Origin of the sequence: Paenibacillus sp. FSL R5-0701, assembly GCF_037973995.1 — a bacterium.
Taxonomy (GTDB): Bacteria; Bacillota; Bacilli; order Paenibacillales; family Paenibacillaceae; genus Paenibacillus.
In genome coordinates, this window is the sequence record NZ_CP150230.1 from 1,375,748 (window position 1) to 1,390,682 (window position 14,935).

Consider the following 14,935-nt stretch of genomic DNA (forward strand, 5'->3'; position numbering starts at 1 on the left):
ATCAGCAGCAAGGAAGACACACCGACAGCTCATACGCTAAAGTACGGACCGGCCATGGGGCCGGTTTTTTAATTAGGTGATTGCCTCCTTGCCCTGATCGGGTAATAAGACTAATTAGATAACAGGAGGCTACGTGATATGAAAACAGTATTGTATGTTCCACTGGATGATCGTCCAGCGAATCTGGATGATGTGATTGTGCAAGGGAAAGCAGCCGGTATCCATATCGTTACACCGAACCTGAGTGATATTAAAAATCGTCTGGACTCGGAGAAAACCGTAGATGGCACAACGCTGCTCGGCACCTCCACGCCGGTTTATGGCAAACCGTCCAAGATTCACGACTTTATTCTGAAACATGCTGCCAAAGTCGACGGATTCATTATTTCATCCGATATGCTCGCTTATGGCGGCCTGATTGGTAGTCGTCAGCTCCGTGAAGATGGAGGAGGCGCCTATCCAGAATACGATGATGAGACGACGCGTTTGCTGGATGTGATCCGCGTGATCAAGCAGAAATATCCACGCAAACCCGTATTTGTAATGGACACCATCATGCGTTTGGCTACAACTTCGTTTGCAGATGGCTTGGCGCTTGATGCATATAATGAGTCCCGTGCATTGATGCAGCAGCCACGTCAGACATACACTGAGTTTGAGGATATTATCGAAGGTTATAACCTGTCCCCGGATGGAGTGAAATATGGGACAACGACCTATTTTGATAAAGAACAGTATTACAATACAAGACAGCATAAATTCAAAACAAATCTGTACATTTTGGATCGGCTGGCTCGCACAGGTTATATCGATTTCCTCGCGGTTGGAGTCGACGATGCCAACACGCAGGGTGTTCAGATCAATGAAATCAAATATGTAGAAGCGCGGATCAATGAATGGCTGGGTGGAACCAATGGGCAAAATCCGGATCGTGCTATCATCTTGCCGGATGCAGATGGTTTGGGGCACGCTTTGGTCGCTCGGATGGCTAACCAATTGTTCCGAGGCGGGGCGAGGACACGTTACGCAGTGAGATACTTTGGTCCTCACGGCAATTCCATCATTAACACGTATGAATACATGGATGTACACGAGAATGTGGTTCGTCATGTGGATATTGTAGGTGGTGTGCTTGTAGCGGATTCGGCATATCCTGAACCGGAGGTGGTGACGGATGTGAGTGCTAGTGTGGAAAATGAACAGCTAGTGGCTGTAGCAGTTGATCAAGTTGTCCCGTTTGACATGACCTCCGAACTGGATCGTATGACGAAGGGTCACCCGGGTAATTCCGGGGAGAACACGGGCATCGACATTGAGATTATCGCCATTACGGCTCTGGATCAGGTGCAGGCTGCGTTGGAGCAATTGACGCTGAATAGTGAGCAAGGTCTGCCTTCGGTATTGATTGATTTTGTGGGTAAAGGACCAGCGAATGTTGATGTTGCTGAAGCGTTGCTAAACAGTCCATATACCGGACGGGTTCTGGGTTATAGTGCATGGAATACGCCAGGTAATAAGATCGGTATTGCTGTAGGCATGGGGCAGGCGAGGTACGCGTTGATCACAACAGAGAAGCATGAGCATAAGTTGCGCGATGCGATGAACGCGCATGGCTCGTTGTTGTTTAAGCGTTTCCTGAAGGATTACTACTACAAAGCGGTAGCGATTGCAGAGATCCGCACGTATTCCCGAGCTCATGCGCTTTATACCAACGTGGCTACCCTTTCGGATCAAAATATGTTGCTGTTCAACTCAGAGGAAGACTATGCCCATTTGCAAACATTGCTTCGTGACTTGATGCAAACTTACACAACGGCACTTGCGAATAAAACAGCCTTCCAGACAGGCAATGTGGCGATTAAGCAGATCTGTAATGACGAATTGTCCTATGCGACGTATGGCAGTGCGCTGCTGGAATATGGAAATCCCGATTTCATCTGGGGGCGTGCATTTGAGATTACGTTGAACCCGCAGGTTACGCTGAACTAAACTGTTATCTCACCATGGGCTCCTCATGTTTGGGATCATCACTGGTATGACTGTACTGCTTAATCTCGCCGTTGTTAAAAATGATATATTGATACTTCGCTTCGAGTTCATCCGCGAATGTTACGGAGGCACCGTAAGGTGCTTCAGAACTTTTTGAGGAGTAAGTACCTTGTACTTCGATAAGCTGTTCGGGTGAATAACCTCTCTGTTCAATCAGGTAAGTGGTTACCTGTTGTTCAGCATCATTTTTCTTCAGCGGATTACCAAGCAGTCCGAAGTAGGCCCAGCAGGATATCCCGAGTATAAATGCTAAGATGACAAGTGAAGTGATCTTGAATGTTTTACTCATAGGTATTTCTCCTTCTTTTACGTAAGCGACAATGAATTTGATAATAAAATATTAATATATTTGGATAAATTTATCAATTATTTGATCTTAAAGCTTACTTAGGTATTCTTTAAAATGATGATTCCAGAATCGTCTTTTTTCCACCCGAACGACGCCCTTAATCGCACCGAAGTCGTACGGAACACCATCCGCGCTAGGAATGAAAGGGTGTAAGATTGTATTATCGGATCAATAACAAGGGACGCACCGAAAGCACATACGCTAATGTACAGACCGGCCAGGTGGCCGGTCTTTTTGATGCGGTGAATGTAGTCCCGGTACTGGTTCGGTCGGAATACAGACTCTGAGTTAAAAGGGGGAGTCTACTGCAGCTGCTGCATTGCCGCTGCACGGTGTGGGCAGATCTCAAACTTGCAGCCAAAGGGGGCGAAATGAATGTGTCTATGAGAAATGAAATTAGCACTGCCGTGAGTATCAGTAAAATGAGTACACTCATTAAAAAAACGCTGAAACAGAAGCTCGCGGTACTTGTCCCAGATTGGGACGGTCGTGTGCTGGATGCACCTGCGTCAGGCGAAGTTTTGGCCGGGCCTTGTGCAGTGGTTGCGTTTGCCGAAGAAGTGCCGAAGTCTGCCTGGGCGGGATACCGAAGGATCATCAAAATCTCCCCATACGCTCGTCCAGAAGATGGTGGCGCTGAACAGGTGGAAGCTTGGTCAGCCCTTCTAATCGAAGGGTTGCACCAGGTAAGGCTGGTGGATGAAGCAGGTGAGGCCTTCACTTGCATCTATTTGGGTTCTTCAGATAGTGACCGGGTGGATACAGGGTCTGGAATGCTTACACGTAGTCTGCGATTCGGGGTGTATGTTCCTGAAGACTCAGGAACTGCTGTCACTGAAATAGGGGATGCGTGGTTAGCTACGCTTCAAGGCTGGACACTGCAGGAGCTTGGCTCGAATTGGTCGGTATATGGTGATGCATGGCCCGGAGGATATGAGATGCCGTCTGTGTTATGGCGATTGGCTGGATGCAGCACGTCTGTGGCGGGGACTTCGGCATTGGAGGTTCGACAACAGTGGATTGGGCATGTGCTCACCGATCAACCGGTGCTAACACGGCAGACCGTTACTCGGTTGGTAGAGCAACTTGCAGTGCAATCTCGTCTTGCCATCACTGAAGCGGGTGGCGAAGAGCACGAAGGTAACACGCGATATATCACAGTGGATGAAGTCACGGCAGACTTACAGACGGATGCGTATCTGAACGGACAGATTCGCCTGACGTTGCAACAGCGGATTCGTCGTCCGGGTACGAATGTACCTTTGATCCGTGAGATTTACCATAGCAAAGGTATGGAGTAAACGTTAGTCGAGAGGAACCTTCTATTAGAGGTTGTTCAAAAAGCCCGCTTTTGATTACAAAGGATGCCTAACGGCATCATCAGCATCGAATATGGAATTCAGCCGAATAAGCATAAGCTTACGAAGTATGTTTCCTTTGGAAACATTGTAGTTGCTCACGTAGTTTTCCCTACGCTCTGCTACTCCATTTCTAACTTCATCCCATCTTCTCGGTACTGAAAACCGATCTTTTTGAACATGCACTTTTAAGAGTGGTTCCAGATTATAGCTTTGAGTAGATTGCTTTAGCTTCAACATTATAGCTTCAAATTCATAGGTTCATAGGATCAAAAATTCATAGGTCAAGCTTAAAGATCATCGTTTCACGAAATCAGTAGTCCAACAAATGAGGTGAGATGGCAATGGCAAGCTCAGTGAAAAAAAGCAAACAGACAGCCCCGCGGTATACACGGGCAGAACTGATGAATCATGCAGAAGCCCTCTTTGCCGTTAAGGCAGAGGTGCTGTACGGTGCGCTGTACGAAGCGGCGCAAGAGACGTTTTCCATAGAAGAAACGCAAGAACGAATTAACCAATTTATGAAAGCGAAGGTGAAGGGATAATGGCAGGCGGAAATTGGGAGCAAACGAATCGTCCGGTCCTTCCGGGCTTATATATGAATTTTCAGGCGGCGGCATCCTCGGCCATTCAAGCGGGAACACGGGGGACGGTCGTTGTGCCAATCAAGGCCAACTGGGGTCCGGTAGGAACTTTTGTTGAAGTAGGGAGCGAAGCGGCGATTGAACGTATCTATGCGGCGAATGTGCTGGACAACGGTACGGCTTATACGTCCTTGAAGCTCGCCCTGTTGGGTGGGCCGAAGAAGTTGCTCGCTTATCGTGTAGCAAGTGCTGCGGCTAAAGTTGCTACGCTTACTTTGAAGGACAGCAGTGACGCCAATGTGCTGCAACTGGATGCGAAGTATCCGGGGGATCGTGCAAATGGATTCTACGTCACCATCCAGCCAGGTGTGATTGATAATACGAAGCATGAAGTGCGTCTCTTCGAAGGTAACCGGATGTTGTATGCGCTCCTGACAGCGGATATTACAGCAGCTTCTCTGGCAAAAGAGATTAACGCGGATGAACAAAATGTCTGGGTAACGGCTCAGGCGATTGGCGATGGTGCAGGTGTAGTTGCAACAATTGCGGGTGCGGCATTCAAAGGTGGAGTAAGTGGCAATGATGACCTGACCAATGCAGAGTATATTGCTGTGCAAGGTACGCTGGAAGGGGAGCAATTCGACGTCTTGGCTTTGGATCAGGCGGCAGATGCACCTCTGCTTGCGAGTTTTGCGGCATGGGTGAAACGTGTGCGTAGTGAAGGTAAACCGGTGGTGGCTGTATTTGGCGGTTCCGCAGCGGATGACACTTCTGCTACAGCAGCACAAAAAGCAGCAGCACGTTCGCTTGCGCTCAACCATGAAGGTGTGATTAATGTAGGTACAGGCGTACGCCTTGGAGATGCATTCTACAGCTCGGCGGAAACATCCGCTTATGTTGCAGGACTGATCGCCGGACAACGTCTGAACCAATCCACAACCTATGCAGCTACTCCGTTCGATGATGTGACACGTCGCTGGACGCGTGCAGAACAGGAGCAGGCGGTACAGAATGGCGTATTTATTTTCTTCCATGATGGACGGCAGGTGAAAGCACTTCGCGGTGTAAACACCCTGGTAACTCCGGCCGCTGGACAGAATAATGCGTGGAAAAAAATCCGTTCCATTCGTGTGTTGGATGCCATCAACACGGATTTGCAGCGCTCCGCGGAAGATACGTATATCGGTAAAGTAAACAATACCGAAGAGGGTCGTCAGGCACTGATTAGTGCCATGAAGGCCTATTTGGCGTTGCTCGCACAGAGCAATGTGATTGAAGCTGACGGTTATGATGTCATTCTTGACCCGGCATATTATGGCGCGGCACCAGTTCTCAAACCGGAAGCGGATCAGGTATTCCTGCAATGGAATGTGAAGCTGACGGATGTAATGGAGCAGTTGTTTGGTACATTTTACGTGCAATAAGGTTGTGTGAAAGGAAAGAACGATATTTTATAATTTCAAGGAGGAAAATATATGTTGGATGCGTCAAGAGTAATTCTCGGTACCCATGGTCAGCTGCATATCGATGGTGTGTGGCAGACAAACATTAACAAGTTGGAAGCGAGTGTGGAGATTGAAAAGCGTGAGCTGAACCTGGTCGGTAACGACTGGAAGGTGCACAAAAATGGTGCAAAAAAAGGAACAGGCACGATGACGGGTTACAAAGTCACTTCGGATATGATCCAGCGCGGCTTCACCAAATTCGAGATCATTTCCAAGCTGAACGACCCAGAATCATATGGACATGAGAGTGTATTGCTGAGAGGTTGCATGGTGGACAAAATCCAGCTTGCCAACTGGACAGCGGGTGAGGAAGTACCGGAGGAAACGGGCTTTACATTTGAAGGATTTGAATTGCTGAATCCGATTGTGGCGAACTAAGCTTTGAAATAGTCACGTGATTAGGCTAGTATGCTCAAGCGTGATTGCATAGTTACTTCGTATAATATGGACACCAATGCGGGCCGAGATGATCTCGGTCTCTTTGTTGTCTCTACAGGCTTGGAAGCTGGCATGATAAACCCATTTATGAAATAAGAAGGAGATAACACCCGATGAGTATGAATGAAAATATGTCCGAAGAACAGATTTTGGATCAGTTGTTTGAAGCAGCAGAACGTTTGCCAGAGGAGAATGTGCGCATTCAGCGTCTGGATCTGCTGTTGACCTTGCGTGGGCTGACGTCCTCCAAAGTAGATCACATTCGCGAACGCTGTACCATTCGAAAAACGACCAAAGGCCGCACCGAGGAAAAGGTGGACACCGAAACGTTTAACGCGCTGCTCATTTCCGAAGCAACGGTGAAATTAAAAGTCCGCAGCCTGGAATTGTCCGGCTGGGGTGACACACGCATTACCGGCCGCATGAAGTTGTCCGGTGGCGAACAGGCAGTACGTCGTATGCTGCTGGCTGGTGAATTGGATGCCGTAGGTGATAAAGTGCTGGAGCTGTCCGGCTTTGGTGTGGAGATTGAAGACCTAAAAAACTGATTCACTCCGGCGGGATGACCACGTTCCTGTATCACATGTGGGTGCGTCATCATCTCCGGCCCGGAGAGTTCTGGTCTTTGCCACGTGGGGAGCGCTCGCTGTTAATTGCGTTCTCGGAAGAGGAAATGTCAGCGATAACTTCGCAAATAAATCGATAACAATATAGGGCAGGAGGTGAAAAAATGGCAGAAATGATTGTAGGTTTATCCAAGTCCAATGCGGAAATGCGGACAACCCTTCGTTATCTGGATCAGATCCAACGCTCAACCGAACGTCTGGGCAGAGTTCGTTATCAGAGTCTGATTAAGGTGAACAATGAACTGAGAACGACCGGACGCAGGCTGGAGCATATTTATAGTATGGCTGTGCGAATCAGCAGGCTGCGAATTACACCGACGATTGGGTTGATTGATAAGCTGAGTCCGGCACTGGATCGCGCATGGGTTAAACTGAATAAATTCAGGGACCAGATGGTTACGGCTTCGGGAACAGTATCCCTTGAAGTTCGGCAGAAGATTGAAGTGGCGATGGGTAAAGGAGGGCAAACTGGCCCAACTATGGCTGTCATGATTCAGAACAACAAAAACATTACTAACAATACGAAGGAAGAAGAACCTAAAAAGTGGTGGGAAAAGGCACTAGAAGTAGCTAATAGCATTATGGATGCGTTCAACAATATTGGAGATATTATTGATCGTTTCAAAAAGAAAAAAGAAGATAATCCTGCATCAGATCCAACCAGAAGTCCAGCATCCAAGTGCTGCTGTTGCACAGGTGGGAAGATGGGCAAGAACCGTAGAGTGCGTTCACCGAATGCAGATGGCGGTGGCTCAGATCGTGGCAGACGAAATTATCGAAGTGGTAGAAGGTCAAGTAACCGTTCGAACCGGGGCCCATCACCAGTACCCAATCCTGTACCTGATACTCCAACTCCTCCGGCCGATCGCAACCGTAATAGGGGAGGCGGTAGAAGAATACGAGGAAGCGGTAGATTAGGATTTGCGGATGGTGGATTGGGATCTTTAACCGACATGCTGGCTGGTAATGGATTGATGGATAATTTAAGTAGTGGCTTTGCCAAAGGAGCAAAAAGGTTGCTCGGACCCATCAGCATGCTTGCTGATGTTGCGAATGTAGCGACAGCGCCCCCGGAAGAGCGTGGCCGAGCTGTGGGTTCCATGATTGGCGGCACAGCAGGTACTGCGATTGGTAGCGCCATCGGTAGCGTTCTTTTGCCTGGCATCGGGACATGGGTAGGTGGTGCAGTAGGTGGTTGGGCCGGAAGTGAAGCAGGCGGTTGGATTGGAGACAAAGCGAAGGATATTGGAAACTTTATGTCTAGTGCTACCGAAGGTGTAGGTGATGCATTGTCGGGTGCAGCCGATTACGTCTCTGAGAAAACAAAAAATATCACCGATGGTATATCCAGCTTCTTTGGATTTGGTTCCAAAAAAGAAGAGAAGACGATCTCGGCAGCAACGGTGGCTGCACCGTCTCCAGTTGCAACCGGCCCGCAGATGGCACCTGCCTATATGCCACCTGCACTGACCATGACAGGCCCAGCCGCATATATGAACAGCAAGGTCGGTCAGCCTACATCTGCTGGATTCATGGGAACAAGCATGATGCAGAACCAAGCAATGGCGCTTGGTAACGGTGCGCAGACGAATGGGAAATCTTCCACAATGACGGTACAAATATCCGAAGACCAGATGAGCAGTCTGTCCGGATACTTGAAGGATTTCAAAACAGAAACTACCAATCAGATTGCAATCAATATTCCACCAGGTGCGGTGCAGGTGACTGTGCGCGAAAATGCGATTGATTACGATGCTGTTACCAAGCAGGTCGGACAACGGATTACGGGCGAGTTCCGCCGTGCGATGGAAAACCGAAAAACGATTATGGCCTAAGCAGAAAGGAGGCCGTGTATGTTTGTACTTAAAGATGAAGTAGGTCCTAACAAAATGGCATTTACGCTGAAGGATGGCGGCACTTCATTTCAATTCCCGGTGAACCCGGAAGAGGTGAGTATTTCCAGGTCCAAAGGCTATGAAACGATTAATATGCTGGAGCATGGCGAGTTTGATTTTGCTCAGGGGGAGAAGGTGAAGGAGATCACCTTCTCTTCTTTTTTTCCCAAAGAGTATGATGCCTTCTACTGCATGTACAAAGAAAATTTGCCTGATCCGCGTGTGGCGATGAATGTCCTGAACACGTTTCTGATCTCCAAAAAGCCGCTGCGTTTCATCATTTCAGAGACGGGTGTGAACGTGCCTGTTTTTATTGTTTCGCTTAATTCGAGCTTTCGTGGGGGGGAGACAGGAGATATTTACTTCGACCTGACCCTACGCACATGGCGGGATTCCAAGGTGGAGAAGGTGGGCTCTGCGGCATCCGCGAGCAAGTCAGGTTCTCGTACCGATTTGAAAAAGAGCAGCAAGACCTACACCGTCAAATCTGGCGACTCCCTCTCCAAAATAGCAAAGCTTGAGCTGGGCAGCAGTTCCAAATGGAACGAGATCTACAAGCTCAACGCCAAGATCATCGGGAGTGATCCAAACCGGATCAAGCCCGGGCAAAAGCTGGTGATGCCATGACCTACAAGGTCATTGTCGACGACAAATACGACATCACCAAGTTGGTGGAGACGATTACGCTGAAGGACTCGCTTGACCAGATTGCCTATCAGGCCAACATCCGGCTGGCGGTGTCCGCTTCTTCGGGTCTGCCTTCGATCTCACCGGGCATGGCGGTACGGATTAGTGGGGTTCCTTTTGGTGAAAAATCCATGGTTCACTTGCTGCATCCTGCGGTCATCTGGGAGGTGGAGAGTTCCAACAGCGGCACCAAGCGGCTGTCTCTCACGGTGTACGACCGGATGATTTATCTGGAAAAATCGGAGGACGAGTTCCTGCTGCCGAAGGATCAGACTGCTACGCAACGACTCAAAACCTACGCCAAAGAGTGGAAGATTCCATATGCTACGTTGCCGGAAACCAAGACAAAGCTGGGAAAAGCCGTGTATCGGTCACAGACGATCTTTTCGATGATGTTTGCCGATCTGAAGGAAACGGCGAAGTCCGGCGGGGACATGTACCATCCACGGATGACACCTGGTGGGCTGCAGCTCTTCAAGGTCGGAAGTAATGCGAAGGTGTATGAGCTGGATCGACTGATTGATCTGACCCAGATGCGTACGCTCGAAGGGGCGGTTACCAAAGTTAAAGTCATGGCAGCGTCGGAGTCTACAAGTGGCAAAGAAGTTCCTTCCAAAGTGCTCGCGATTGAGCAGGATAATGTGGAAGAACTGGGCACATTGCAAAAGCTGGTCGAGGACGATCAGGTGAAATCGACAACCGCCGCCAAGAAACTGGCGAAAAGTCATCTGACGGGTATTCAGGAGACCTTTACGATATCTGCACCGGATGTCAATACGATTCGGGCCGGGGACGCGGTGTTGTTAAAAGGGCTGAAGCTAATCGTCATGTCGGTAAGCCGTGATCTATCTGCCGGGCCTGGAACGATGACGTTAGAGCTGGGGACGGCTGAGCTGGTGAAAAGGAGGTATTACCTTGAATAAAGATGATCCGTATGGGCATTTTGCCGACGTCATGAGGGGTGTGATGAGTATGCATTCCCGTCAGGCTGTGAGCGGGCTGGGCGCGGTATTGGGCACGATGACATCGTCCGGCGTGAAGCTGGATGATTTCAAGCACGAAGTGCAGGATTACCTCGTGGCCGAGTTGCCGGGCACGCTTGGACTGCCGGAGCGCGAGGCTGCTGGCGCGATTTCCGGTATACCTGACGTGGCAAACGGCGGAACAACGGGCACGGGACGGTTTCTTTTGCAAGAAGAGGAAGTGGAAGAAGCGGTGTGGTCTCTTGGTAAAGGATTAAAAGCGGGAGATCGCGTACTGGCGATGCGGGTGAATGGCGGTAACGACATTGTGGTGCTGTGTAAGGTGGTGAGTGCGCATGCCTAGTTTGTTTCCGGAAACGGGTGTGGTCTGGGGAGATGAGGAGGATCTGTCGGGGGCAGCTTCGGAAGAGGTACGCTTTGGACGGAGCTGGCGATTCGATTACGATGCAGGGGATTTTGTGCTGACCCCAAGTGGCAAAGTAGCCTCGGCGGATGCACATGAAGCCTGGGTGCAATGGTGCATCAAGGCGGTCAAGACGCCGCGGTACAGACATGTGATTTACTCCCGAAACTATGGTTCGGAGCTGGAGGATCTGGTGGGGCAGGGTGACAGCCGGGGTGTGATGGAAAGTGAGATTACCCGGATGGTGACGGAGACGTTGCTGGCTGATCCACGCACGGATTCGGTAGACCAGTTCACGTTTGATTGGAATCGGGAGCAGTGCATGTTCTCGTGCCGGGTGGCGAGTGTGCAGGAAGAGATGTTTATTCTGGAAAGTGAGGTGATCTGACGGAATGGCTGAGATTCCGCGTTATTTGGAGGACCAGACGGAGGAACAGATTATGCAGCGCATGCTGGATCGTCTGCCTGCGGATCTGGATAAGTCAGAGGGTTCGTTTCTGTGGGATGCGGAGGCTCCGGTTGCGTTTATGCTGTCTGAGGCGGCTTTGTGGGCGAAGGAATTACTGCGGCGCGGGTTTGCTAGTACGGCGGCGAGCAGTGATCCGAATTTTCGTTCGGAAGAGCTGGATCTGCGGGCAGGAGAGCACGGCATCACGCGGCGGGCTGCTGTGGCGGCACAAGGTGCAGTGAGGTTCATGGGTACGCCGGGGAAAGTTGTGCCTGTGGGCACGGTCGTGGCTACACTCGCGGATGAAGTATCTGCTGAAGCTTCGCTCGAATATGAGACAGTGGGACGTTTGGAACTGGATGCAGATGGTTCCGGGGTGGTAGGCGTGCGAGCGCTTGTTGCCGGAAAAGAAAGCAATGTGCCTGCGGGCACCGTAACTGTGCTGTCTACACCTGTAAGTGGCGTGACCTCTGTCACGAATGTTGATGTGATCAAAGGCGGTGCAGATATTGAGGCAGATATGGCATTGCTGGAACGTTTTTATGCCAAAGTCCGCAACCAAGGGACAAGCGGCAACAAAGCACAATATGTGCAATGGGCCAGTGAAGTGCCAGGTGTTGGCGCAACGCGTGTTATTCCGTTATGGCAAGGCCCTGGCACGGTGGGACTATATTTGCTGGACACGGAAAAACGTGCTGCGGGCACCGATCTGGTGGCGGCGGTACAGAAGTACGTTGACCCCACGCAAGATGGACAGGGTGAAGGCGTGGCACCGGCGGGGCCAGTCGTGTCCGTGATGCCAGCCGTGGAAGTGCCGATGAATATTCAGGTGAAACTGACGCTTGCCAGTGATGCGACATTGGCCGATGTAAGGGCGTTGATCGAACGCGGGGTGACCGCGTACTTGAAGCAGTTGGCTTTTGCCGATCCACTCGTTCGTTACACCCGCATTGCCGCGATTTTGCTGGACATTCCGCCGATTATCGACTATTCGGAGCTTACTGTGAACGGTGTAAGTGACCAGAATATCGAGATGACCGCGAGCCAGGTGGCCGTGCTGGGGACGGTGGATGTGTATGAGTAGTGTTGGGCAGATGGTGGATGAGAAAGTAGTTTGGGAGTGCGGAGGCCTAGGGAGATTGAGAGAAGTACGCCGATCTGAGTTAGAGCTGGTGAGCGAGACGTTTCATGATGATGTGCAAGGAAGGGAGGGGACAGGGCATGAGTGCTCCTTCTACTGTAGATGTTGGACTGACGAGTGAGAAAGGGCGGGAGTTGTTCTCGTATTTGCCCAGGTATTATGAGACTTCACGTGTGATGCAGGCTGATATGCAGACCAAAGGCAGCGAAATGGATCTGCTGTACCAGGCGCTGGATGAGACGCTGGAGCAGTTTTTTGTCCGTACAGCGACGTGGGGGCTGGACTTTTGGGAGCAGGAGCTAGGTATTGAGACGGACCGTCTCAAACCTGTGGAGCAACGGCGTGCGGTGGTGGAGTCAAAGCTGCGCGGGGCAGGAAAGTTCTCGGGCAGGCAAGTTGCGAATGTGGCTGAGGCGTATGATGGGGGCAAGGTAGATGTGACATTTCAGCCGGAAACGTGGAGTTTTACGGTGAGCTTTGTGGATACGATGGGCAGCCCGCTCAATATCGATGATCTGAAAAAGGCGATTGAAGAATTGAAACCGGCCCATATGGCCGTGGAATATGAATATCGCTATCTGGTCTGGGACGATCTGGACAACAAACAGATGACATGGGACGAACTCGATGCCGCGTCCTTGACGTGGAATGAACTGGAGGTGTGGGCGTAATGCCACAAGAAACAGATCGACTGAAATTGCCTCTGCCCTTGGGGAACGAGAATGTAACCCGGGAGAGTATTAATGGAATTTTTGAAAAGATTGACGCAGGTGTGGCGACGCAGGAGGATTTGGATACGCTTCGTGAAGCTGTGAGTCAGATGGATATTCCCGATGCGTCTTTGACGCAGAAAGGGAAGGTCCAGTTATCTAATAAAATTGATGGTGACTCTGAAAAACTTGCACCTACTGAAAAGGCGCTCAGTTATGCTAGATTAGCGGCTCAACAATACGTGGATGATAAAGCGTGGCAAAAATACAAACTTACCAGTGACGAAGGTTTTGTTACCAATCTGACTGGGTCGGTTGACTTGAATACGTTATTGAATACTGGGTTTTACTTTATATCTGGTTTCATTAATGGTCCTAACAATAATGGCGGGGCTTACCATGTGGAAGTGTTGACACGGAATTATTCTGGTTTAACTTGGACTTTGCAGAGATTGACACAAGCGAATTATTCAGGAAGGACAAGAACATATCAAAGGGTGAAAATGAATGCTGATTGGAACCCTTGGGAATTGCAAACACCAAAACGAAACGTTTGGGGGCCGATCAGTTAATGGCAGCTACAATAAAGGCATTATACGCAGGTAAGGCATCATCGGCAGCGACAACAGTTTATTCTGTCCCGGCTGGTAAATACGCCGTTATAAAGTCAATCGTAATTGTTAATACTACCGCCAATTTATATAGAACCTTTCGGTTGATAGTTGGCGGCGCTTATATTGCGTATGATCACAGCTTGCAAGGGTCACAAACTTTAGTTATTAACGATTTAGATATACCGTTAATGGCGGGGGAGACTATCCAAGTACAAGGATCAGGGGGGAGTGAAGTAGAGTTTACGATAAGTGGGTTTGAAGAGGATTATGTAGCAATTGATTACGATTATTCTAAACGGACAGCTTTATTTACTACATCTGGAAATTTTAGCGGATTTGGTTACAACTATCTTATCAAGTCCATAGTTATTTGTAATACGACAAACGTGGATGCCAAAGTAACTATCGACATTGATTCAACAAGGAAGTTAATGGTAGAACAAAGTGTGATAGCAAATGACACTCTTATTATTCCAAACCCTGATATATTTTTACCAACTAAAACATTGAGTATAGGGGTTGTGACAACAGCAGCCGTCCAAGTCTCAATCGTTTTAGAAAGGGTGGTATAGATGCCTTTAATTAATGGTTACTCATTGGAAAATAGTTCAATTGACGGGTCAGCTTTTGAAAAACTACAACGTATATCCCTCCCGACGCGTAACCCCGTTAGTTATGATGTGCCGAATGGGTCAAGTGAAAGAGAGATGGCGTCATTTTTTACAATTCGCGGCGCAAAAATCTTACGAATAGGGCCGTCTGCTGCTGCAACGTATACGTTATTGGGACTAAGCGTACCGTCACAAAGTGGTATAACTGCTTACTACGCATTAACCGATAGGTTTGGAAACAGATGGCCAATAACGACTGTAGTAACTTATTATTTATGGCTTAGACCGATTTTTGTTGACTTAGAACAGGGAACCGTATGGACGTCCGTATCCGGTGGATCACCAATAACGCCAATGGAAACATCTGGCGCCACGGTAGGGTGGAATAAAGCAGACTTGGCAAATAAACCTGCTGGATTTGATGTGAATGGTCCTGTTTACTTTTCCTTGATCGCAACAAATACAACTGGAGCAACCCAAAGAATACAGATATATTTTCTCAATCTCGAAGCGGTAGCAAAGTAGAAATAGAAA

Annotated in this window: 17 protein-coding genes; 16 read left to right on the plus strand and 1 reads right to left on the minus strand. The window is 49.2% G+C overall.

Annotated features, from left to right (window positions below):
* Nucleotides 1-138 precede the first annotated feature (138 nt).
* On the plus strand, nucleotides 139-1,989 hold the full coding sequence (locus tag MKZ13_RS06170; protein WP_339182621.1) for a DUF4127 family protein: 1,851 nt from the start codon (nucleotides 139-141) through the stop codon (nucleotides 1,987-1,989).
* A 4-nt stretch (nucleotides 1,990-1,993) separates the two neighbouring features.
* Here MKZ13_RS06170 and MKZ13_RS06175 read toward each other — a convergent pair whose 3' ends face one another.
* Nucleotides 1,994-2,338: a DUF3139 domain-containing protein gene (locus tag MKZ13_RS06175; RefSeq protein WP_339182623.1), complete on the minus strand. Its 345-nt coding sequence runs from the start codon at nucleotides 2,336-2,338 to the stop codon at nucleotides 1,994-1,996.
* A gap of 437 nt (nucleotides 2,339-2,775) precedes the next feature.
* Here MKZ13_RS06175 and MKZ13_RS06180 point away from each other — a divergent pair, with 437 nt between their 5' ends.
* The 15 genes from MKZ13_RS06180 (at nucleotide 2,776) to MKZ13_RS06250 (ending at nucleotide 14,926) form a co-directional block, all read left to right on the plus strand.
* Nucleotides 2,776-3,699: a hypothetical protein gene (locus MKZ13_RS06180; protein ID WP_339182625.1), complete on the plus strand. Its 924-nt coding sequence runs from the start codon at nucleotides 2,776-2,778 to the stop codon at nucleotides 3,697-3,699.
* A 413-nt stretch (nucleotides 3,700-4,112) separates the two neighbouring features.
* Nucleotides 4,113-4,301 (plus strand): hypothetical protein, encoded by a 189-nt coding sequence (locus tag MKZ13_RS06185; protein ID WP_249911568.1) that lies wholly within the window; start codon nucleotides 4,113-4,115, stop codon nucleotides 4,299-4,301.
* Nucleotides 4,301-5,764 carry a phage tail sheath subtilisin-like domain-containing protein gene (locus tag MKZ13_RS06190; protein ID WP_339182628.1) on the plus strand — a complete coding sequence of 488 codons (1,464 nt, stop codon included), beginning with the start codon at nucleotides 4,301-4,303 and terminating at the stop codon, nucleotides 5,762-5,764. Before MKZ13_RS06185 ends, MKZ13_RS06190 begins: the two co-directional genes overlap by 1 nt.
* A gap of 51 nt (nucleotides 5,765-5,815) precedes the next feature.
* Nucleotides 5,816-6,223: a phage tail tube protein gene (locus MKZ13_RS06195; protein WP_036611426.1), complete on the plus strand. Its 408-nt coding sequence runs from the start codon at nucleotides 5,816-5,818 to the stop codon at nucleotides 6,221-6,223.
* A gap of 173 nt (nucleotides 6,224-6,396) precedes the next feature.
* Nucleotides 6,397-6,831, plus strand: coding sequence for a hypothetical protein (locus tag MKZ13_RS06200; RefSeq protein WP_017690174.1), 435 nt, complete (start codon nucleotides 6,397-6,399; stop codon nucleotides 6,829-6,831).
* Between the two features lie 182 nt (nucleotides 6,832-7,013).
* Nucleotides 7,014-8,744: a hypothetical protein gene (locus tag MKZ13_RS06205; RefSeq protein WP_339182631.1), complete on the plus strand. Its 1,731-nt coding sequence runs from the start codon at nucleotides 7,014-7,016 to the stop codon at nucleotides 8,742-8,744.
* A 54-nt stretch (nucleotides 8,745-8,798) separates the two neighbouring features.
* Complete coding sequence (locus MKZ13_RS06210) at nucleotides 8,799-9,431, plus strand: LysM peptidoglycan-binding domain-containing protein (RefSeq protein WP_339185358.1); 633 nt, start codon at nucleotides 8,799-8,801, stop codon at nucleotides 9,429-9,431.
* Nucleotides 9,428-10,414, plus strand: a complete 987-nt coding sequence (locus tag MKZ13_RS06215; protein ID WP_339182633.1) for a phage portal protein — start codon at nucleotides 9,428-9,430, stop codon at nucleotides 10,412-10,414. Before MKZ13_RS06210 ends, MKZ13_RS06215 begins: the two co-directional genes overlap by 4 nt.
* Nucleotides 10,407-10,817, plus strand: a complete 411-nt coding sequence (locus tag MKZ13_RS06220; RefSeq protein ID WP_339182635.1) for a hypothetical protein — start codon at nucleotides 10,407-10,409, stop codon at nucleotides 10,815-10,817. Before MKZ13_RS06215 ends, MKZ13_RS06220 begins: the two co-directional genes overlap by 8 nt.
* Entirely contained in the window at nucleotides 10,810-11,265 is a 456-nt protein-coding gene (locus tag MKZ13_RS06225; RefSeq protein ID WP_339182637.1) for a DUF2634 domain-containing protein, read from the plus strand. Before MKZ13_RS06220 ends, MKZ13_RS06225 begins: the two co-directional genes overlap by 8 nt.
* 4 nt (nucleotides 11,266-11,269) lie before the next feature.
* Complete coding sequence (locus tag MKZ13_RS06230) at nucleotides 11,270-12,409, plus strand: baseplate J/gp47 family protein (RefSeq protein WP_339182639.1); 1,140 nt, start codon at nucleotides 11,270-11,272, stop codon at nucleotides 12,407-12,409.
* Nucleotides 12,410-12,546: 137 nt separating this feature from the next.
* Nucleotides 12,547-13,137, plus strand: a complete 591-nt coding sequence (locus MKZ13_RS06235) for a YmfQ family protein (protein ID WP_339182641.1) — start codon at nucleotides 12,547-12,549, stop codon at nucleotides 13,135-13,137.
* On the plus strand, nucleotides 13,137-13,748 hold the full coding sequence (locus tag MKZ13_RS06240; protein ID WP_339182643.1) for a pyocin knob domain-containing protein: 612 nt from the start codon (nucleotides 13,137-13,139) through the stop codon (nucleotides 13,746-13,748). The genes MKZ13_RS06235 and MKZ13_RS06240 overlap by 1 nt, the downstream gene beginning before the upstream one ends.
* A complete protein-coding gene (locus tag MKZ13_RS06245; protein ID WP_339182645.1) occupies nucleotides 13,700-14,362 on the plus strand; it encodes a hypothetical protein in 663 nt (220 codons plus the stop codon). The genes MKZ13_RS06240 and MKZ13_RS06245 overlap by 49 nt, the downstream gene beginning before the upstream one ends.
* Entirely contained in the window at nucleotides 14,363-14,926 is a 564-nt protein-coding gene (locus tag MKZ13_RS06250; RefSeq protein WP_339182647.1) for a hypothetical protein, read from the plus strand. It abuts the gene before it with no gap.
* Nucleotides 14,927-14,935 lie beyond the last annotated feature (9 nt).

What these genes read in the sequence shown, in the direction of transcription:
- MKZ13_RS06170 (WP_339182621.1), top strand. Translation starts at nt 139, where the DNA reads ATGAAAACAGTATTGTATGTTCCACTGGATGATCGTCCAGCGAATCTG.
- MKZ13_RS06175 (WP_339182623.1), bottom strand. Translation starts at nt 2,338, where the DNA reads ATGAGTAAAACATTCAAGATCACTTCACTTGTCATCTTAGCATTTATA.
- MKZ13_RS06190 (WP_339182628.1), top strand. Translation starts at nt 4,301, where the DNA reads ATGGCAGGCGGAAATTGGGAGCAAACGAATCGTCCGGTCCTTCCGGGC.
- MKZ13_RS06195 (WP_036611426.1), top strand. Translation starts at nt 5,816, where the DNA reads ATGTTGGATGCGTCAAGAGTAATTCTCGGTACCCATGGTCAGCTGCAT.
- MKZ13_RS06200 (WP_017690174.1), top strand. Translation starts at nt 6,397, where the DNA reads ATGAGTATGAATGAAAATATGTCCGAAGAACAGATTTTGGATCAGTTG.
- MKZ13_RS06205 (WP_339182631.1), top strand. Translation starts at nt 7,014, where the DNA reads ATGGCAGAAATGATTGTAGGTTTATCCAAGTCCAATGCGGAAATGCGG.
- MKZ13_RS06210 (WP_339185358.1), top strand. Translation starts at nt 8,799, where the DNA reads ATGGCATTTACGCTGAAGGATGGCGGCACTTCATTTCAATTCCCGGTG.
- MKZ13_RS06215 (WP_339182633.1), top strand. Translation starts at nt 9,428, where the DNA reads ATGACCTACAAGGTCATTGTCGACGACAAATACGACATCACCAAGTTG.
- MKZ13_RS06225 (WP_339182637.1), top strand. Translation starts at nt 10,810, where the DNA reads ATGCCTAGTTTGTTTCCGGAAACGGGTGTGGTCTGGGGAGATGAGGAG.
- MKZ13_RS06230 (WP_339182639.1), top strand. Translation starts at nt 11,270, where the DNA reads ATGGCTGAGATTCCGCGTTATTTGGAGGACCAGACGGAGGAACAGATT.
- MKZ13_RS06235 (WP_339182641.1), top strand. Translation starts at nt 12,547, where the DNA reads ATGAGTGCTCCTTCTACTGTAGATGTTGGACTGACGAGTGAGAAAGGG.
- MKZ13_RS06240 (WP_339182643.1), top strand. Translation starts at nt 13,137, where the DNA reads ATGCCACAAGAAACAGATCGACTGAAATTGCCTCTGCCCTTGGGGAAC.
- MKZ13_RS06250 (WP_339182647.1), top strand. Translation starts at nt 14,363, where the DNA reads ATGCCTTTAATTAATGGTTACTCATTGGAAAATAGTTCAATTGACGGG.